Origin of the sequence: Saccharothrix syringae (assembly GCF_009498035.1) — a bacterium.
GTDB lineage: Bacteria > Actinomycetota > Actinomycetes > Mycobacteriales > Pseudonocardiaceae > Actinosynnema > Actinosynnema syringae.
On record NZ_CP034550.1, the window covers coordinates 1,466,644 to 1,485,437 of the forward strand.

General features: G+C 73.4%; 13 protein-coding genes. 11 read left to right on the plus strand and 2 right to left on the minus strand.

The window, feature by feature from the left end; translation table 11 throughout:
* The first annotated feature begins 56 nt into the window (after positions 1-56).
* Positions 57-5,579 carry a pullulanase-type alpha-1,6-glucosidase gene (gene pulA / locus EKG83_RS46765; protein WP_084715921.1) on the plus strand — a complete coding sequence of 1,841 codons (5,523 nt, stop codon included), beginning with the start codon at positions 57-59 and terminating at the stop codon, positions 5,577-5,579.
* Here the strand turns inward: pulA and EKG83_RS06900 are convergent.
* The gene (locus EKG83_RS06900) at positions 5,576-6,196 is read right to left on the minus strand and encodes a hypothetical protein (protein WP_228122527.1); all 621 of its coding nucleotides are present in this window, start codon (positions 6,194-6,196) and stop codon (positions 5,576-5,578) included. The two genes, pulA and EKG83_RS06900, sit on opposite strands and share 4 nt — an antisense overlap.
* Before the next feature lie 73 nt (positions 6,197-6,269).
* Between EKG83_RS06900 and ndk the strand changes: the two genes are divergently transcribed.
* From ndk to EKG83_RS06930, 6 genes are all read left to right on the plus strand, one after another.
* Entirely contained in the window at positions 6,270-6,680 is a 411-nt protein-coding gene (gene ndk / locus EKG83_RS06905; protein ID WP_033427623.1) for a nucleoside-diphosphate kinase, read from the plus strand.
* Between the two features lie 142 nt (positions 6,681-6,822).
* A complete protein-coding gene (locus EKG83_RS06910; RefSeq protein WP_033427622.1) occupies positions 6,823-7,746 on the plus strand; it encodes an ABC transporter ATP-binding protein in 924 nt (307 codons plus the stop codon).
* Position 7,747: 1 nt separating this feature from the next.
* Positions 7,748-8,533, plus strand: a complete 786-nt coding sequence (locus EKG83_RS06915) for an ABC transporter permease (protein WP_033427621.1) — start codon at positions 7,748-7,750, stop codon at positions 8,531-8,533.
* Positions 8,530-9,354 (plus strand): ABC transporter permease, encoded by an 825-nt coding sequence (locus tag EKG83_RS06920; RefSeq protein ID WP_033427620.1) that lies wholly within the window; start codon positions 8,530-8,532, stop codon positions 9,352-9,354. Before EKG83_RS06915 ends, EKG83_RS06920 begins: the two co-directional genes overlap by 4 nt.
* A gap of 44 nt (positions 9,355-9,398) precedes the next feature.
* Complete coding sequence (locus tag EKG83_RS06925) at positions 9,399-11,363, plus strand: TIGR03960 family B12-binding radical SAM protein (protein ID WP_033427619.1); 1,965 nt, start codon at positions 9,399-9,401, stop codon at positions 11,361-11,363.
* Between the two features lie 124 nt (positions 11,364-11,487).
* Positions 11,488-12,195, plus strand: coding sequence for a class I SAM-dependent methyltransferase (locus EKG83_RS06930; protein WP_051764384.1), 708 nt, complete (start codon positions 11,488-11,490; stop codon positions 12,193-12,195).
* Positions 12,196-12,244: 49 nt separating this feature from the next.
* On the opposite strand, the gene EKG83_RS06935 is transcribed toward EKG83_RS06930, so the two are convergent.
* On the minus strand, positions 12,245-13,723 hold the full coding sequence (locus tag EKG83_RS06935) for a S8 family peptidase (protein WP_033427618.1): 1,479 nt from the start codon (positions 13,721-13,723) through the stop codon (positions 12,245-12,247).
* A gap of 240 nt (positions 13,724-13,963) precedes the next feature.
* Here EKG83_RS06935 and EKG83_RS06940 point away from each other — a divergent pair, with 240 nt between their 5' ends.
* From EKG83_RS06940 to rpmA, 4 genes are all read left to right on the plus strand, one after another.
* The gene (locus tag EKG83_RS06940; RefSeq protein WP_033427617.1) at positions 13,964-14,695 is read left to right on the plus strand and encodes a TIGR03936 family radical SAM-associated protein; all 732 of its coding nucleotides are present in this window, start codon (positions 13,964-13,966) and stop codon (positions 14,693-14,695) included.
* Between the two features lie 192 nt (positions 14,696-14,887).
* Positions 14,888-17,785 (plus strand): translation initiation factor IF-2 N-terminal domain-containing protein, encoded by a 2,898-nt coding sequence (locus EKG83_RS06945; RefSeq protein WP_033427616.1) that lies wholly within the window; start codon positions 14,888-14,890, stop codon positions 17,783-17,785.
* 341 nt (positions 17,786-18,126) lie between these two features.
* Positions 18,127-18,441: a 50S ribosomal protein L21 gene (gene rplU, locus EKG83_RS06950; RefSeq protein ID WP_033427615.1), complete on the plus strand. Its 315-nt coding sequence runs from the start codon at positions 18,127-18,129 to the stop codon at positions 18,439-18,441.
* A gap of 14 nt (positions 18,442-18,455) precedes the next feature.
* Positions 18,456-18,716, plus strand: a complete 261-nt coding sequence (gene rpmA / locus EKG83_RS06955) for a 50S ribosomal protein L27 (protein ID WP_033427614.1) — start codon at positions 18,456-18,458, stop codon at positions 18,714-18,716.
* Positions 18,717-18,794: the final 78 nt, after the last annotated feature.

Consider the following 18,794-nt stretch of genomic DNA (forward strand, 5'->3'; position numbering starts at 1 on the left):
CCGTCCCGGCGGCTTGCCGGGACGGGTTTGCAAGATCTTGCGACAAGGAGGTCGCGATGCGTCGGGCCGTCGCCGCACTCATCGCCTTGGCCGTCGTGCCTTTCTCGCCACCGACATCCGTCGCCGCGCCCGCCGCGCAGCGGCTGGCCGTCGGCGCGGTCACCGACATCGCGCCGGGGGTGCGGGACGGCGACCGGAAGCTGGCCCGGGACGCCCTGCGCGACGACCTGACCGGTGAGCGGTTCTACTTCGTCATGCCCGACCGGTTCGCCAACGGCGACCCGGCCAACGACCGCGGCGGCACGTCCGAGGCCGACCGGCTCAAGAGCGGGTTCGACCCGTCCGACAAGGGCTTCTACCACGGTGGCGACCTCAAGGGCCTGCGCGACAAGCTCGACTACCTCGACGGGATGGGCGTCACCGCCATCTGGATGACCCCGATGTTCCGCAACCGGTGGGTGCAGGGCACCGGCGCCGACGCCTCGGCCGGCTACCACGGCTACTGGACCACCGACTTCACCGAGCTGGACCCGCACTTCGGCACCACCAACGACATGCGGCGGCTGATCCGCGACGCCCACCGGCGCGGCATGAAGGTCTTCTTCGACATCGTCGCCAACCACACCGCCGACCTGATCGACTACGCCGAGGGCGAGCACGACTACGTCAGCACCGGCGCGCAGCCCTACCTGGACGAGCGGGGCAACCCCGTCGACATCGCCGCCATCGCCGGCCGGGAGGACTTCCCCCGGCTCACCGCGCCGTACACGCCGGTGGTCAAGGGCGAGAAGAGCCCCGCCTGGCTCAGCGACCCCTCGCTCTACCACAACCGCGGCGACTCGACCTTCAGCGGCGAGTCCAACGAGTACGGCGACTTCTTCGGCCTCGACGACCTGATGACCGAGCACCCGACGGTCGTCAAGGGCATGAAGCGGATCTTCACCAGCTGGATCGACACCCTGGGCATCGACGGCTACCGCGTGGACACCGTCAAGCACGTCAACCTGGAGTTCTGGCAGGCGCTGGCGCCGCACGTGAAGCGGTACGCGGAGATGCGCGGCAAGAAGGACTTCTTCGTCTTCGGCGAGGTCTTCGACTCCAGCCCCGCGTTCACCTCCCGCTACACCACCGAGGGGAAGATGCAGGCCGCGCTGGACTTCCCGTTCCAGAGCGGCGCGGCGACGTTCCTGTCCGGCGGCGGCGCGGCCCGCCTCGGCGAGGTGCTGGTGGACGACGACCGCTACACCGACGCCGACTCCAACGCCTCCTCCCTGCCCACCTTCCTGGGCAACCACGACATGGGCCGCATCGCGTGGATGGTGCGGCAGAACCGGCCGGGCGTCACCGAGGCCGAGCTGCTCGAACGGCTCAAGCTCGGCAACGCCCTGATGTACCTGTGGCGCGGCAACCCGGTGGTCTACTACGGCGACGAGCAGGGCTTCGCGGGCGGCGGCGGCGACAAGCTCGCCCGCCAGGACATGTTCGCCTCCGCGACCCCCGAGTACGCCGCGGAGGACCTGGTCGGCAGCGACCGGACCGGCGCGGTGGACAACTTCCGCACCGACCACCCGCTGTACCGGCAGCTCCGGGCGCTGGCCGCGTTCGTCGACCGCGACCCGGTGTGGCGGGACGGCAACCAGGCGCTGCGGCTGGCCCGGGGCGACGTGATCGCGTTCAGCCGCACCGGCCGCGCCCAGCAGGTCGAGCACCTGGTGGTGGCCAACGCGGGCACCGCGCCCGCCACCGTCGAGGTGCCCGCCGCCGGCACCGGCTACCGCCCCGTGTGGCCGTCCGCCGGGGCGCAGGTCAACGCCTCGAACGGCAAGGTCACGGTGACCGTGCCCGCGCTGTCCGCGCTGGTCCTGCGCGGCACCGGCGCGCTGCGCGCCGTCGCGCCCGCGCCGACGCTGGCCGTGCCGCCGACCGGCACCGCGCTGGACGACCGGGTCGAGCTGCGCGCCGACGGCGTCACCTCGCCGTACGCGCAGGCCACGTTCGCCGCGCGGGTCGAGGGGCAGCGCGACTGGCAGGTGCTGGGCACCGACGACGCCGCGCCGTACCGGGTGTTCGCCGACCTGGCGTCGCTGCCCGGTGCCGCGGTGGGCAGGTCCGTCGAGGTGCGGGTGGTGGCCAAGGACGCCAGGGGCGCGCTGGGCGCGGACGGCGCCCGGGTCGGCCTGGTCGCCGCGCCGCCGGTGCAGCCGCCGACCGCCACGTCCTCGGACTGGCTGGTGGTGCACTACAACCGCCCGAACGGCGACTACGACGGGTGGGGCCTGCACGCGTGGGGCGACGTGGAGGACGCGCCGACGTGGGACGCGCCGCTGCCGTTCTCCGGTGAGACCCCCTACGGCCGGTTCGCCTGGGTGAAGCTCAAGCCGGGCGCCAGGTCGGTCGGGATCATCGCCCACCGCGGCGACGAGAAGGACACCGACGGCGACCGGTTCGTCGACCCGGGCGTGACGCCTCAGGTGTGGCTGGAGCAGGGCCAACCCGCCGTGCACGCCAGCGAGGTCGCCGCGACCGGCCGGGCCGTGGTGACGCACCTGGGCGACGCGACCGGCGCCGTCGTCCGGGTCGGCACGACCGACCACCCGTTCACCGGGGGAGTGGCGACCATCCCCACCACCTCGCCGGTGGAGTTCTCCGTGGTGCGCGGCGGCGTGGTCGAGGCCACCGGCCGCACCGCCGGCCGGGCGTGGGTGAACAACGGCGCGGTGCACGCGAGCCGGGCCGCCGCGGAGAACCGCGCGGTCATCCACTACCACCGCCCCGACGGCGACTACGCCGACTGGTCGCTCTACCACTGGACCGGGTCGCTGGAGCCCAGCCCCGGCTGGAACCAGTCGCGCGTGCCGGACGGCTCGGACGGGTTCGGCGTGTACTGGTCGGTGGCGCTGGAACCCGGCGCGGCCGGGCTGAGCAGCATCATCCACCGCGGTGACGCCAAGGACCCCGGCGCCGACCAGTTCCTTGACGTGACCGGCACCGGCTACGAGGTCTGGTACGCCTCCGGCGCGACCAGGCCCGACGGCTCCATCTCCTACGTGCTGCCGCCCTCCGGCGGCCAGGGCGTGGAGGACGACCTGGGCAGGGCCAAGGCCATTTGGGTGTCCAAGGACCTCGTGGTCTGGGACGTGCCCGTGGTGGCCTCCGACGGCTACCGGCTGGAGTACGACGGCAAGGTGCTGCGGCTGGAGCCGTCGACTCAGGCCGTGCCCGACGGGTTCCCGCACCTGCGCGGCAAGCCGGTGTTCCGGGTCCGCGACACCGCGCGGGTGGACGAGGCGCTGCGCGGCAGGCTGTCCGCCGTGCACGTCGACCCCGGCGGCGGCCTGCGGCACCGCACCGGCGTGCAGATCGCCGGCGTGCTGGACGACCGGTACGCCGCCGAGGCCGCGAAGCTGGCCTACGGGCCGGTGTTCGACGGCGACCGGGTCACCGCGCGCCTGTGGGCGCCCACCGCGTCCTCGGTGAAGCTGAAGCTGTACGCGCGGCCGTCCGGCGACCCCGCGCAGGTCGTGGACCTGGTGCGCGACGACGCGTCGGGCTCGTGGTCGGCCTCCGGGAACTGGGAGGACCGCTACTACCTGTACGAGGTGACCGTCGCCGGGCGCGCGGTGACCGTGACCGACCCGTACTCGGTGGCGCTGTCGGTGGACTCCACGCACTCGCAGTTCGCCGACCTCGGCGACGCCCGCACCATGCCCGCGGGCTGGGCCGGCGAGGTGGCGCGCGGCCTGGACGGCGACCCGACCGAGCACGGCATCACCGAGCTGCACGTGCGCGACTTCTCCATCGGCGACGAGTCGGTGCCGGCCGCCGACCGGGGCACCTATCGGGCGTTCACGCACCGCTCGTCGACGGGCATGGCGCACCTGCGGCAGCTCGCCGAGGCCGGGCTGGACACCGTGCACCTGCTGCCCACCTTCGACATCGCCACCATCCCGGAGAAGCGCTCGGACCAGCGGCAGCCGGCGTGCGACCTGGCCGCGGCGCCGCCGGACTCGCCCGCGCAGCAGGAGTGCGTGACCGCCGCGGCGGCGCGGGACGGCTTCAACTGGGGCTACGACCCGTTCCACTACGACGTGCCCGAGGGCTCCTACGCCACCGACGACGCCCAGGACGGCTGGGCGCGGTCCAGGCAGTACCGCGAGATGGTGCAGTCGTTGCACGCCAACGGCAACCGCGTGGTCGTGGACGTGGTCTACAACCACACCGCGGCGGCCGGCGACGCACCGACGTCCGTGCTGGACAAGGTGGTGCCCGGCTACTACCAGCGGCTCAACGCCGACGGCACGGTGGCGAACTCGACGTGCTGCGCCAACACCGCGACCGAGAACGCCATGATGGGCAAGCTGGTGGTGGACTCGGTGGTCCGCTGGGCCCGGCTGTACAAGGTGGACGGCTTCCGGTTCGACCTGATGGGCCACCACCCCAAGGCCAACATCCTGGCCGTGCGGGCGGCGCTGGACGCGCTGACCGTCGAGCGCGACGGCGTGGACGGCCGCAAGATCCGCGTCTACGGCGAGGGCTGGGACTTCGGCGAGGTCGCCGGCAACGCGCGGTTCGAGCAGGCCACCCAGGCCAACCTGGCGGGCACCGGCATCGGCACGTTCAGCGACCGCCTGCGCGACGCGGTGCGCGGCGGCGGGCCGTTCGACGCCGACCCGCGGGTGCAGGGCCTGGCCTCCGGCCTGGCCGGCGACCCGAACGGCTCGCCGGCCAACGGCGACGTGGCCGCGCGGCTGGCCAACTACACCGACCTGGTGAAGCTGGGCATGGCGGGCAACCTGGCGTCGTACCGGTTCCGCTCCACCTCGGGCGGGGAGGTCACCGGTCGGGACGTGCCCTACAACGGCTCGCCCGCCGGGTACGCGGGCGGACCGGCCGACGTGATCACCTACGTGGACGCGCACGACAACGAGACCCTGTTCGACTCGCAGGCGTTCAAGCTGCCGGCCGGCACGTCCATGGCGGACCGGGTGCGGATGCAGAAGGTGGCGCTCGCGCCCGTGCTGCTGGGGCAGGGCCAGCCGTTCCTGCACGCGGGCTCGGAGTTCCTGCGCTCGAAGTCGTTGGACCGCAACAGCTACGACTCGGGCGACTGGTTCAACCGCTACGACCCGTCCCTGCGCGACAACGGCTTCGGCCGCGGCCTGCCCCCGGCGGCGGACAACGCGGACAAGTGGCCCTACGCCGCGCCGCTGCTGGCCGACGCCTCGCTCAAGCCGTCGTCGGCGGACATGCGCACGGCCGTGGGCAACACCCTGGAGCTGCTGCGCATCCGCCGCTCGTCCCCGCTGTTCACGCTGAACGACGCGGCCCTGGTGCAGCAGAAGCTGTCGTTCCCGGCCGCCGAGCCGGGCGTGGTGGCCGCGCTGCTGGACGACGAGGTCGGGCCGGACGCCGACCCGGCGCTGGACGCGGTGCTGGTGGTGGTCAACCCGTACCCGGTGGAGAAGTCGGTGGCGGTGGCCGGCGACTGGCGGAACTCCCCGCTGAGCGGCGACCGGGCCGTCGTGGGGGGCGGGTCGGTGCGCGTGCCCGCGAGGTCGGTGGTGGTGCTGACCCGCTAGTGGTCGGCCAGTTCGACGCGTGACCGAACGTCCTCGGCGCGCAGGATGCGGAACTCCCGCTCCTGCGCGCCGAGTACTTTCAGGAACCCCGGAGCGGTCTCCATCACGTACCCCTCGAAGGTCGTGCCGGTCTCGATGCGCTCCCGCGGCACCCACGGCGTGGCGACCACGGCCGCCACCACCAGCGCCACCGCGCCCACCACCCAGCCGAAGCGGCGCAGCAGGAACACCGAGGCCGGCCGGCGGCGGACCACCACCAGCCCGGCGGTCAGCAGCACCGCCGCCACCGGCACCCACCAGCGGTGGTAGGTCAGCACGTGGGCGACCAGGAACGCCACCGGCACGGCCACGGCGAGCGGGGCGGTGCGTGATCTGGTGCCCGCGGCGTAGAAGATCGTCAACGGCACCATCAGCACCAGCAGCGCGCTGCTGATCCGCGAGTCGGCCATGAACGTGCCGAGGAACAGCCCCGGCGCGTCCTCCAGGTCCAGGGTGTGCAGCAGCGCGAAGGCCACGTGCCAGTCGTAGTGCGCCACCGCGAGCAGGCGCAGCAGCACGAACAGCACGGCGGCCACCGTCACGGCGGACGCGACGTGGGACTTCTCCTCGGTGGTCACGGCGGCCACGATGGCAGGCCCGGCTACCCTTGGCCCCAGTTGCACGAATCCCTACAAAGGAGTAACGACCGCCGTGAGCGAGCGCACCCTGGTCCTGGTCAAGCCCGACGGCGTCAGCCGCGGCCTGGTCGGCGAGGTCATCTCCCGCATCGAGCGCAAGGGCCTGAAGCTGGCTGCGCTGGAGCTGCGCGTCGTGGACCGCGCGACCGCCGAGCAGCACTACGCCGAGCACGACGGCAAGCCGTTCTACAACGACCTGGTGGAGTTCATCACCGGCGGCCCGCTGGTCGCGCTGGTCGTGGAGGGGCCGCGCGCCATCTCCGCGTTCCGCCAGCTCGCGGGCGGCACCGACCCGGTGGAGAAGGCGACCCCCGGCACCATCCGCGGCGACTTCGGCCTGGAGGTCCAGTTCAACCTGGTCCACGGCTCGGACTCGCCCGAGTCGGCCGAGCGCGAGATCAAGCTCTGGTTCCCCGCGCTGTAGAGCACCCGCCCGAACGGCCCGGGAACCCCCGTCGGTTCCCGGGCCGTTCGGTTCCCGGCCCCCCGGCGGCTCGCCGCCCGCGCCCCGACCCCACCCGCAAAACCGCTCCGGGACTGTCGTACCCCGCCGCTACCGTGATCGCGTGACCACCACCACCCTCGTCGCGGCCAAGGCGCTGACCAAGCGCTTCGGCACGTTCGAAGCCGTCCGCGGGATCGACGTCGAGGTGCGCCGGGGCGAGGCGTTCGGCTTCCTCGGCCTCAACGGCGCGGGCAAGTCCTCCACCATGCGGATGGTCTCCTGCACCTCCCCGCGCACCGGCGGCGAGCTGCGGGTGCTGGGCATGGACCCGGACACCGACGGCCCGCGCATCCGCGCCCGCCTCGGCGTCGTGCCCCAGCAGGACAACCTCGACACCGAGCTGACCGTCCGGCAGAACCTGGAGGTCTACGGCCGGTACTTCGGCCTGTCCCGCGCCGCGGTGCGGGCCAAGGCCGGCGAGCTGATGGAGTTCGCCCAGCTCACCGACCGCGCCGACGCCGAGGTGGAGCCGCTGTCCGGCGGCATGAAGCGGCGCCTGACCATCGCCCGCTCGCTGGTCAACGACCCGGAGCTGCTGCTGCTCGACGAACCGACCACGGGCCTGGACCCGCAGGCCCGCCACCTGCTGTGGGACCGGCTGTTCCGGCTCAAGCAGGCCGGGGTCACGCTGATCATCACGACCCACTACATGGACGAGGCCGAGCAGCTGTGCGACCGGCTGGTGGTGATGGACGGCGGCCGGATCGCGGCGGAGGGGTCGCCCGCCGAGCTGATCCGCCGCTACTCCACGCGCGAGGTGCTGGAGCTGCGCTTCCCGCCCGGGCAGCAGAGCGCCGCCGCCGTGCACGACCTGGCCGAGCGGGTAGAGGTGCTGCCCGACCGGGTCCTGCTCTACACCGCCGACGGCGAGGCGGCGCTGTCCGCGGCCCACGCGCGGGGCGTGCGGCCGGTGTCGAGCCTGGTGCGCCGCAGCAGCCTGGAGGACGTCTTCCTGCGCCTGACCGGCCGGACCCTGGTGGACTGACGTGGACCACGTGCCCGGCTCGCTGCGCGCCGCGCTGATCGCGGTGGAGAACCACTGGACCTGGTACCGCCGCAACTGGCGCGCCACGGCCGTGACCAGCTTCCTGCAACCGGTGCTGTTCCTGCTGGCCATGGGCGTGGGCTTCGGCTCGCAGGTCCAGCCGGGCGAGGCCACCGGCGGTCACCGCTACGTCGTCTTCCTCGCCCCGGCGCTGCTCGTGCTCACCGCCGTGCAGAACGCCATGTTCGAGTCCACCTACGCGGTGTTCTCCTCGTTCAAGTGGCAGAAGACCTACCACGGGGTGGTGGCCACCCCGGTCACGCCCGCCCAGGTGCTCCACGGCCAGCTGCTGTGGATCGCGCTGCGCCTGCTCTCGGGCACCGCGGTCTTCCTCGCCGTGGCCGTCGCCCTGGGCGCGGTCACCAGCCCGTGGGCCGTGCTGGCGGTGCCGGCCGCGGTGCTCGCGGGCATGGCGTTCAGCGCGCCCGTCGTCGCCTACACCGCGACCCGGGAGAAGCCGGACTCGTTCAACGCCCTCTACCGGTTCGCGCTGGTGCCGATGACCCTGTTCACCGGCGCGTTCTTCCCGCTGGACCAGCTGCCGGCCTGGCTGCACCCGCTGGCCTGGGCGACCCCGGTCTGGCACGGCATCGAGCTGGCCCGCGGCGCCGCGTTCGGCACCCTGGCGCCGCTGCCCGCCGCCGGCCACGTCGCCTACCTGGCCGCGTTCGTGGTCGTGGGCACGGTCCTGGGCCGCCGCCACTTCCACCGGAGGCTGACCGCATGACCCGCACCCTCGACCCCGTCCGGCCGAGGACCGGCGGCGGCCTGCTGCTGCGCGTCGTGCCGCCCGGCCTGTACGCGGGCCGCCCGCACGCCCTGGTCGAACGCGCCTACCTGGTCAACCGGCGGGCGTGGATGTCGGTGGTCTCCGGCTTCTTCGAGCCGCTGTTCTTCCTGCTCTCCCTCGGCTTCGGCTTCGGGCGGCTCGTGACCTCCGCGGAGGGGGTCGACTACCCGGTGTTCGTCGCGCCCGCGCTGCTCGCGGCGTCGGCGATGAACGGCGCGGTCTTCGACGCGACGTTCAACCTGTTCTTCAAGTTCAAGTACGCCAAGGTCTACGACGCGGTGCTGGCCACGCCGATGGGGCCGGTGGACATCGCGGTCGGCGAGGCCGCGTGGTGCCTGATCCGCGGCGGCCTGTACTCGGCCGGCTTCCTCGGCGTGATGCTCGCGTTCGGCCTGGTCGCCTCGCCGTGGGCGCTGCTCGCGCTGCCGGTGTGCCTGCTGGTCGCGCTGGCCTTCGCCGCCGTCGGCATGGCCGCGGCCACCTTCATGCGCACCTGGCACGACTTCGACCTGGTCCAGCTGGCCGTGCTGCCGCTGTTCCTGTTCTCCGGCACGTTCTACCCGCTGTCGGTCTACCCCGGCTGGTTGCGCGCCGTGGTCGGGTGGACGCCGCTGCACCACGCGATCGAGCTGCTCCGGGCCCTGACCACCGGTGACGTCGGCTGGGGCGACCTGGGGCACGTGGCGTACCTGCTGGTGATGGTCGTCGTCGGGGTGGCGGTGGCCTCCCGCAGGCTCGGCCGGCTGCTGACCGCGTGACCGCCGTTCCGAACCACCCCCGGGCTGCCGTTACCCTGGATCGCGTGAGTGTCGAGTCAGTCTTCCCCGCCCTGGAGCCGCTGCTGCCCAGGGTGTCCAAGCCGGTGCAGTACGTCGGCGGGGAGCTCAACGCGACCGTCAAGGACTGGGACGCCGCGGCGGTGCGGTGGGCCCTGATGTACCCGGACGCCTACGAGGTCGGGCTGCCCAACCAGGGCGTCATGATCCTGTACGAGGTCCTCAACGAGCAGCCGGACGTGCTGGCCGAGCGCACCTACGCGGTGTGGCCCGACCTGGAAGCGCTGATGCGCGAGCACGGCGTGCCGCAGTTCACCGTGGACGCGCACCGGCCGGTCGGCGCGTTCGACCTGTTCGGCGTCAGCTTCGCCACCGAGCTGGGCTACACGAACCTGCTCAACGCGCTGGACCTCGCGGGCATCCCCGTCCACGCCGCCGACCGCACCGAGGATCACCCGATCGTGGTCGCCGGCGGTCACGCCGCGTTCAACCCGGAGCCGATCTCGGAGTTCGTCGACGCCGCCGTGCTCGGCGACGGCGAGGAAGCCGTCCTGGAGATCACCGACATCGTCCGCGCCTGGAAGGCCGAGGGCCGCCCCGGCGGCCGCAACGAGCTGCTGACCAGGCTCGCCGAGACCGGCGGCGTGTACGTGCCGCGGTTCTACGACGTGGAGTACCTGCCCGACGGCCGCATCCAGCGCGTGGTGCCCAACCGCGAGCGCGTGCCCTACCGGGTGTTCAAGCGCACCACCATGGACCTCGACGCGTGGCCGTACCCGAAGCAGCCGCTGGTGCCGCTCGCGGAGAGCGTCCACGAGCGGATGAGCGTGGAGATCTTCCGCGGCTGCACGCGCGGCTGCCGGTTCTGCCAGGCGGGCATGATCACCCGCCCGGTGCGCGAGCGCTCGATCGAGGGCATCGGCGCGATGGTGCAGCGCGGCCTGGAGGCGACCGGCTTCGAGGAGGTCGGCCTGCTGTCGCTGTCCAGCGCGGACCACTCGGAGATCGCCGAGGTCACCAAGGGCCTCGCCGACCGCTACGAGGGCACCAACACCAGCCTGTCGCTGCCGTCGACCCGGGTGGACGCGTTCAACATCGACCTGGCCAACGAGCTGTCCCGCAACGGCCGCCGCTCGGGCCTGACCTTCGCCCCCGAGGGCGGCAGCGAGCGCATCCGGCGCGTGATCAACAAGATGGTGTCGGAGGAGGACCTGATCCGCACGGTCAGCGCCGCGTTCGCGGCCGGCTGGCGGCAGGTGAAGCTGTACTTCATGTGCGGCCTGCCCACCGAGACCGACGACGACGTGCTGCAGATCGCGGAGATGGCCAAGAACGTCATCCGCGCGGGCCGCGAGGTGTCGGGCCGCAAGGACATCCGCTGCACCATCTCCATCGGCGGGTTCGTGCCCAAGCCGCACACCCCGTTCCAGTGGGCGCCGCAGTGCGACCCGGAGACGGTCGACGACCGGCTGCGCAAGCTCCGCGAGGCGGTGAACTCCGACCGGGCGCTGGGCCGCAACATCGGCATGCGCTACCACGACGGCAAGCCGTCGCTGATCGAGGGCCTGCTCTCCCGGGGCGACCGGCGCGTCGGCCGGGTCATCGAGCGGGTCTGGCGCGAGGGCGGCCGCTTCGACGGCTGGTCGGAGCACTTCTCCTACGACCGCTGGGTCGCCGCCGCGGCGGCCGAGCTGGAGCCGCTGGGCGTCGACCTGGCCTGGTTCACCACCCGGGAGCGCGAGGAGCTGGAGGTCCTGCCCTGGGACCACCTCGACTCGGGGCTGGACAAGGAGTGGCTCTGGGCCGACTGGCAGGACGCGCTGGACGAGCGTGAGCAGGACGACTGCCGCTGGACGCCCTGCTTCGACTGCGGCGTGTGCCCGGCGATGGGCACCGACATCGAGGTGGGCCCGACCGGCCGCACGCTGCTGCCGATCTCGCCGGTGGGCAAGGGCTCGCCGGTGCGCAACCCGGCGCTGGCCAAGCACTGAGCGGCGGGTGCCGGGTGGGCGCCTGACCGGCACCCGCCCCGGCACCCGACAACCCGTCCGGTCAGGTCGTCGAACCCCGAATAACCCGTCGCCCGCCCCACCGGCGCCACCTAAGGTCGCCCGAGTGGACCTGACCCCCCTCGCCGTGCCCCACACGCTCACCCACCTGAAGCCGCTGCTGCCGCCGCCCCCGGCCCGCGTCCTGGAAGCCGGCTGCGGTCGCGGCGCCCTGGCCGCCGCCCTGGCGGAGCTGGGCTACCGGGTCACCGGCGTGGACCGCGACGCCGGCATGGCCGCCGCGGCCGGGGAGCGCGGCGTGCCCGTCATCCGGGCCGATGTCCGCGAGGTCTCCGGCGAGTACGACGTCGTGCTGTTCACGCGCTCCCTGCACCACGCCGAGGACCTGGACGGCGTCCTGGCCCACGCGGCCGCGCTGCTCGCACCGGGAGGGCGGATCGTGATCGAGGAGTTCGCCTGGGAACGGGTCGACCGCGCCGCCGCGCACTTCCTCCACGACAACCGCGCGCTGCTGGTCGCCACCGGCCTGCTCGACGCCGACCTGCCCACCGGCGACCTGCTCGACGCCTGGGTCGACGCCCACGACTCCCTCCACCGGGGCTCCGCGATGACCGCCGCCCTGGGCCGCGTCGGCTCCGACCCGACCGAGGTGGCCACGGGCATCCTGTGGCGCCTGGTCGACGGCCGCGGCGGTGCCTGGGTCGAGCCGGCCCGCGTCGCCGACGCCCTCGACGCGATCCGCGAGGCCGAACGACGCCGCCTGGCGGCCGGCATGCTCCCCGCGGTCGGTCTGTTCGCGTCCGTCCGCCGGTGAACGCCGGGAGAACCCCGTCCACCGGTTCGTGGGTCCACGACCAGGTGAACTACTCCTGCACCGCCGCCAGCGCGTCGACCATCCCGTGCCCGTAGAACCCGTTGTACTCGGAGTAACCGGTGCAGTAGGCGTCCTGCACGCCCGTGCCGTTGAGGTCGTAGTCCGCCGGGCACGGCAGCGTCTCGGCCCGCTGGTTGAGCATCCGGTTCAGCTCCGGCGCGGCGACCTCCGGGTGCGTCGACGCCAGCAGCGCCGCCACGCCGGCCACGTGCGGCGCGGCCATCGACGTGCCGCACGAGTAGTCGTAGCCGGCCGGCACGGTCGACAGCACGCACCCGTTCCGGTCGTCGGCCGGCTGCTGCTTGCGGTCGCCGCCCGGCGCGGTCACGTCCACCGCGCCCAGCCCGTAGGAGCTGTAGCCCGCCTTGACCAGGTCCGCGCCCACCGACGACACCGCCACCACGTTGCGCAGCTGCGCGGGCAGCACCAGGCACGTGCTGTCCACCGGTCGCGGCCGGACGTCCTCCGGCGCGGCGTTGGTCGGGCTCAGCGCGTCCTGCCCCGGCTTGGTCAGGTCGGCCGCCGCGTTGCCCGCGGCCGCCACGGTCAGCACGCCGCGCCCGGTGGCGTAGTCGACCGCGCGCCGCACCGCCTCGTAGACCACGGCCTGGCCCACCTTGTTCTGGCAGGTGAACACCCACGGGTCGATGAAGTAGCTGTTGTTGGTGATGGTCATGCCCCGCTCGGCGGCCCACATGAACCCGCACACCGCGTACTCGGGGTAGATGAACCCGTCGTCGTCCACGACCTTCACCGACGCGATCCGCACGCCCGGCGCCACGCCCGTGGTGCCCAGCCCGTCGTCGGCCGCCGCGATCACGCCCGCCACGTGCGTGCCGTGCGCGGACGTCGTCGGCGACCAGGAGGCCGGCGCCGGGTCGGCCACGCCCGTGGTGCAGCCCGCGGACAGCGCCGGGTCCAGCGCGCCGACCAGGTCCGGGTGCGTCGGGTCGATGCCCGAGTCGAGCACGCCGACCACCACGTCCCGGCTGCCGGTGCTCACCGCGTGCGCCTCGGCGGCCCGGATGAGGTCCATGTCCCACTGCTCGGCGGTGCGGTCCACCGCGCCCGCGAGCGCGCGGGTGCCCGTGACCTCGTCGTTGTTCTTGCGGGCGGGCGCGCCGGTGCGCTTGGACAGGCCGTCGAGCTGCGCGCTGTAGGCGCGGTCGAGGCCGATCCGCGACCCGAACGAGGGATCGGCGGACACGGCCACCGCGACCGAGATCTGCGGGTGGTAGGCGGTGGTCGTGCCGCACGCGGCCGCTACCTGCGCATCGGCCAGCGGCGCGCTCGTGCCGGGTGCGAAGACGACGAGGTAGCGCAGCGGTGCGCCGTGCAGGACGCAGTCGGCCGCGGGTGGCGCTTCCTCGGGGTCTGCCTGGGCGCTCGCGGTGGTCGCGAAACCGCCCGCGGTCGCGAGCAGGGCCGCGCTGACCGCGACCGCTCGGACGCGGCGGAGCAGAGGCACGGGGGACCTCCAGGACTTCGACCGGTTCGGCCTGTTGGCCGTCGTGTGACCGCTGGTGCCGGACGGTAGCCAGGCGACGCGAAGCAGACAAGCTCAACGGTGTCCAACGCGTCCAAGGTACCGTCCTCACGGAGCAGGAACGTGGACCGTTGGGGTGCTCGACCCCGACGGCACCCACCCGGGTACCCAGGAGGAGTAGCACTGAGTCGCCAGCAGCAGCCCAACCCTTCGGCCGCACCGGTGCAGAGGCTCCGGCTGCGCTACGCCAAGCGCGGCCGGTTGCGCTTCACCTCGCACCGCGACATCGCTCGCACGTTCGAGCGCGCCCTGCGCAGGGCGGGCGTGCCCATGGCCTACTCCCAGGGGTTCAGCCCTCACCCGAAGGTGTCATGGGTGGGCGCGGCGCCGACGGGCGTGGCCAGCGAGGCCGAGTACGTCGAGGTCCAGGTCGTGGAGCAGGTGGACCCCGACGCGCTGCGCACCGCGCTGGACGCGGTGCTGCCGCCGGGGCTGGACGTGCTGGAGGTCGTCGAGTCGGGCGGGGGCAACCTGCCCGAGCGCATCGACGCCAGCCGGTGGCGGGTCGAGCTGCCCGGTGTGCCGCCCGAACGGTTGGCCGAAGCGGTGGCCGCGCTGCTCGCCGCGCCGTCGGTCGAGGTCGAGCGGCTGACCAAGGACGGCCGCAAGGTGGTCGACGTGCGGCCCGCCGTCGTGTCGGCGCAGGTCGAGGCGCATTCGAGCGACGCGGGACACGATGCGGCGGATTTGTCACGTCCGTGTGGGATACTCGTGACGGTCGTACGGCAGACAACCCCTACCGTTCGACCCGACGACGTGCTGAGCGCGCTCAGAGCCGTCGCCGACCTGGTTCCGCCGGTGCCCGCGAAGGCGACCCGGATGGCGCAGGGGCGGCTCGACGGCGAAGGCGGCCTGGTCGACCCGCTGGCCCTCGACAGGGCGGCGGAGGTCTGACCGGACCGCCGGAGCGGCGCTGACGGCGTCGTCGAGGAAGAGCTATCAAGACCTGCTGTGCCGCGCGCCCCCAAGGCGGGTAACCACAGCACGAGGCAAGGATTCCCGCCGCCAGCCGCGGCGGTGAGTGGACAAGAGAGGCCCCTGCGCGGCCGCGTCCCCCAGGACGCGCCCGGGGGCGGAGGAGCTGCGTTGTCGAACACGGAAAAGCCCGCCGGCCCCGCCGGCGGGGGTAACGCCACACCCGCGCACCCGGACCTGGCGGACCTGCCGGCCAAGCTGAGGGTGCACGCGCTGGCGAAGCTGCTCAACGCGAGCAGCAAGGACGTCCTGGCCGCGCTGGCCGACCTGGGTGAGCCGGTGCGCAGCCCGCAGTCCAGCGTGAGCCGGGACCTGGCGCTCAAGGTCGCCGAGAGCCTGCTGAGCTGGGACGACATCGTCACCGGCGAGGTCGACGAGCACACCGAGGAACCGGTGGCGGTCGCCCGCGAGGTCGCGCCGCTGACCCCGCTGTTCGCGCCGCCGTCCGCGGTGTTCCTGCCCCCGACGCCGCTGGCGGTCGAGCCGCCGGTGGTCGAGGAGGAGGACGACGAGGTCGAGGCCGACGCCGACGAGCAGGCGGGCGCCGACGACGCCGGTGACGAGGGCGAGGGCCGCCGCCGCCGTCGTCGTGGCCGGCGTGGTCGTGGCCGCGGCAAGGGCGCGGGTGACGAGGTTCACGGCGAGGACGAGGCCGAGGACGAGGCGGCCGAGGCCCCGGAGGCGGAGGCCGAGGCGGCCGAGGAGCCCGCGGCCGAGGACGAGGGCCCGGGCAGCCGCCGGCGCCGTCGCCGTCGCCGCCGCAAGACCGGCGCCGAGGACGAGGTCGCCCCGAGCGAGGACGACCCGCCGAACACGGTCGTGCACGTCCGCGAGACGCACACCCGCGACGCCCGCGACGACAAGGCCGACTCCGAGGCCGCGCAGAACGAGGTGCGCAGCGTCCGCGGCTCGACCCGGCTGGAGGCCAAGCGCCAGCGCCGCCGCGACGGCCGCGAGGCCGGCCGCCGCCGCGCCCCGGTGCTGTCCGAGGCCGAGTTCCTGGCCCGCCGCGAGGCCGTGGAGCGCACGATGGTGGTGCGCGAGCGCGGCGACCGCACGCAGATCGGCGTGCTGGAGGACGGCGTCCTGGTCGAGCACTTCGTGACCTCGGCGGGCACCGGCTCGCTGGTCGGCAACGTCTACCTCGGCCGGGTGCAGAACGTGCTGCCCTCGATGGAGGCGGCGTTCATCGACATCGGCCGGGGCCGCAACGCGGTGCTCTACGCCGGCGAGGTCGACTGGGACGCGGCCGGCCTGGAGGGCAAGGCCCGCAAGATCGAGCAGGCCCTGTCGACCGGCGACAGCGTGCTGGTGCAGGTCACCAAGGACCCGGTCGGCCACAAGGGCGCCCGGCTGACCACGCAGATCAGCCTGCCCGGCCGCTTCCTGGTGTACGTGCCGGGCGGCGGTGCCACGGGCATCAGCCGCAAGCTGCCCGACAACGAGCGCAAGCGCCTCAAGGACATCCTCAAGCGGGTCGTCCCCGAGGACGCGGGCGTCATCATCCGCACCGCCTCGGAGGGCATCGCCGAGGAGGAGCTGGCCCGCGACGTGACCCGCCTGCAGGCGCAGTGGCAGGTCATCAAGGACAAGGCGAACGCGCCCAAGGCCCAGGCGCCGCAGCTGCTCTACGAGGAGCCGGACCTGCTGGTCAAGGTCGTCCGCGACCTGTTCACCGAGGACTTCGCCGCCCTCGTGGTCCAGGGCTCGGACGCGTGGGACACCATCGACGGCTACGTGCGGCACGTCGCGCCGGACCTCCAGGACCGGCTGCGCCGCCACGTCGGCAACAACGACGCGTTCGTCGAGTACCGCATCGACGAGCAGCTGCTCAAGGCGCTGGACCGCAAGGTGTGGCTGCCGTCGGGCGGCTACCTGGTCATCGACCGCACCGAGGCGATGACGGTCATCGACGTGAACACCGGCAAGTTCACCGGATCGGGTGGAAACCTCGAAGAGACGGTGACGCGCAACAACCTGGAGGCGGCCGAGGAGATCGTCCGCCAGCTCCGGCTGCGCGACGTCGGCGGCATCATCGTGATCGACTTCATCGACATGGTGCTGGAGTCGAACCGCGACCTGGTGCTGCGCCGGCTGACCGAGTGCCTGGGCCGCGACCGCACCCGCCACCAGGTGGCCGAGGTGACGTCGCTGGGGCTGGTGCAGATGACCCGCAAGCGGGTCGGCACGGGCCTGCTGGAGGCGTTCTCGACCACCTGCGAGCACTGCCGCGGCCGGGGCCTGATCGTGTCGACCGAGCCGGTCCAGGCGCACAACCACGGCAACAACGGCGGTGGTGGCGGCGGGGGCGGTGGCCAGGCGCAGCAGCAGCAGGGCGGCCGCAAGTCGCGCCGGGGCAAGTCGGTCGAGCCCGTCGAGCAGGCCGAGCCCGTGGTCGAGGTGCCGGAGCCGGTGGCCGAGCCCACCGTGCCGCCCGCCGAGGAGCCGCAGGCGGTCACCGAGCCGCCCACCTCGGAGGAGCCGGTGGCCGCCGTGGTCGAGGCCGCGGTGGTCGAGGAGGCCGCGCCGGAGGCGCCGAAGCGGGAGCGCCGCCAGCGCCGCCGCGCCCGGCGGGAGGCGGGTGCCGTGGTCAAGCACGGTGCCGAGCACCCGGCCGAGCAGGCCCAGGCGCCCGCCGACCAGCAGGCCCAGGCCGCTCAGGCCCAGCCCGCTCCGGACGAGACCGCCGCGCCCCGGGACGCCCAGGCGCCCGCCGCGACCGAGCCCGCCGCGACCGAGCCCGCCCCGGCCCAGGCCGCCGCGGAGCAGGTTCCGGCGCCCGAGCAGCCCGCCGACACCCCGGCCGGGCAGCCGACCGGTGCCGACCGGCCGCAGCCGACCGCCGAGGCCGCCTCGGAGGCCGCCCCGGAGGTCGAGGTGCCCGAGCAGCCGGTCAACGGCCGCGCCCCGGAGGCCGCGCCCGCCGCGGCGACCACCCGCCGCCGCGCACCCAGGCGGGCCGCCTCGCGTCCCGCCGGCCCGCCGCTGAGCGGCGTGAAGGAAGCCTGAGCCACCCCCTGTGGACAACCGCCCGCGCGGTTGTCCACAGGGACGCTCCGGCGCCCCCCGCGCGTCACCCCCCTGTGGTTGGCTGAGCGCGAGGGGGCCCCGCCCGGGGGGACCCCCGAACGAGGTGCCCGCGCTCGCCCGGACGCGGCGCCGCAAGCTCCTGAACAGGGACTTCCCGGTACGACCACCCCGGTTTGACCCCGCCGTCCACCGCCACGTAACCTGATACGCGGCCCGCCGTCCGGTGGGCCCTGTCGCGTGAAGCCCGAGCTCGTTCTTGCAGGTGCGGCTCCAGGTGCGCGCGACCCCGTCCCGTCGAGTAGCAGGAGACTTCCGTCCCGATGTACGCGATCGTCAAGACCGGCGGCAAGCAGTACAAGGTGGCTGTCGGCGACGTCATCGAGGTCGAGAAGCTCGCAGGCGAGCCGGACACCGAGATCACCTTCGCGGCGCCGCTCCTCGTGGTGGACGGTTCCGACGTCACCTCCGACGCCGACGCCCTGGCGAAGTTCTCGGTGACCGGCAAGGTCGTCGAGCAGACCAAGGGTCCCAAGATCCGCATCCACAAGTTCAAGAACAAGACCGGCTACCACAAGCGCCAGGGTCACCGCCAGAAGCTGACCCGCGTCGAGGTCACCGGCATCACCGGTAAGTGAGGATCTGACTAGCCATGGCACACAAGAAGGGCGCATCCAGCTCCCGCAACGGCCGTGACTCGAACCCCCAGTACCTCGGGGTCAAGCGGTTCGGTGGTCAGGTCGTCAAGGCTGGCGAGATCCTGATCCGCCAGCGCGGCACCAAGTTCCACCCCGGCGTGAACGTCGGCCGCGGCAAGGACGACACCCTGTTCGCCCTGGCCCCCGGTGCGGTCCAGTTCGGCGTCAAGCGCGGTCGCAAGACCGTCAACATCGTTCCGGCCGAGGTCGCCTGACCTCCGGCTTGCACGAGCCTCGACGAGGGGCGGGACCGGTGCACTCCGGCTCCCGCCCCTCGTCGCATCTCCAGGAAG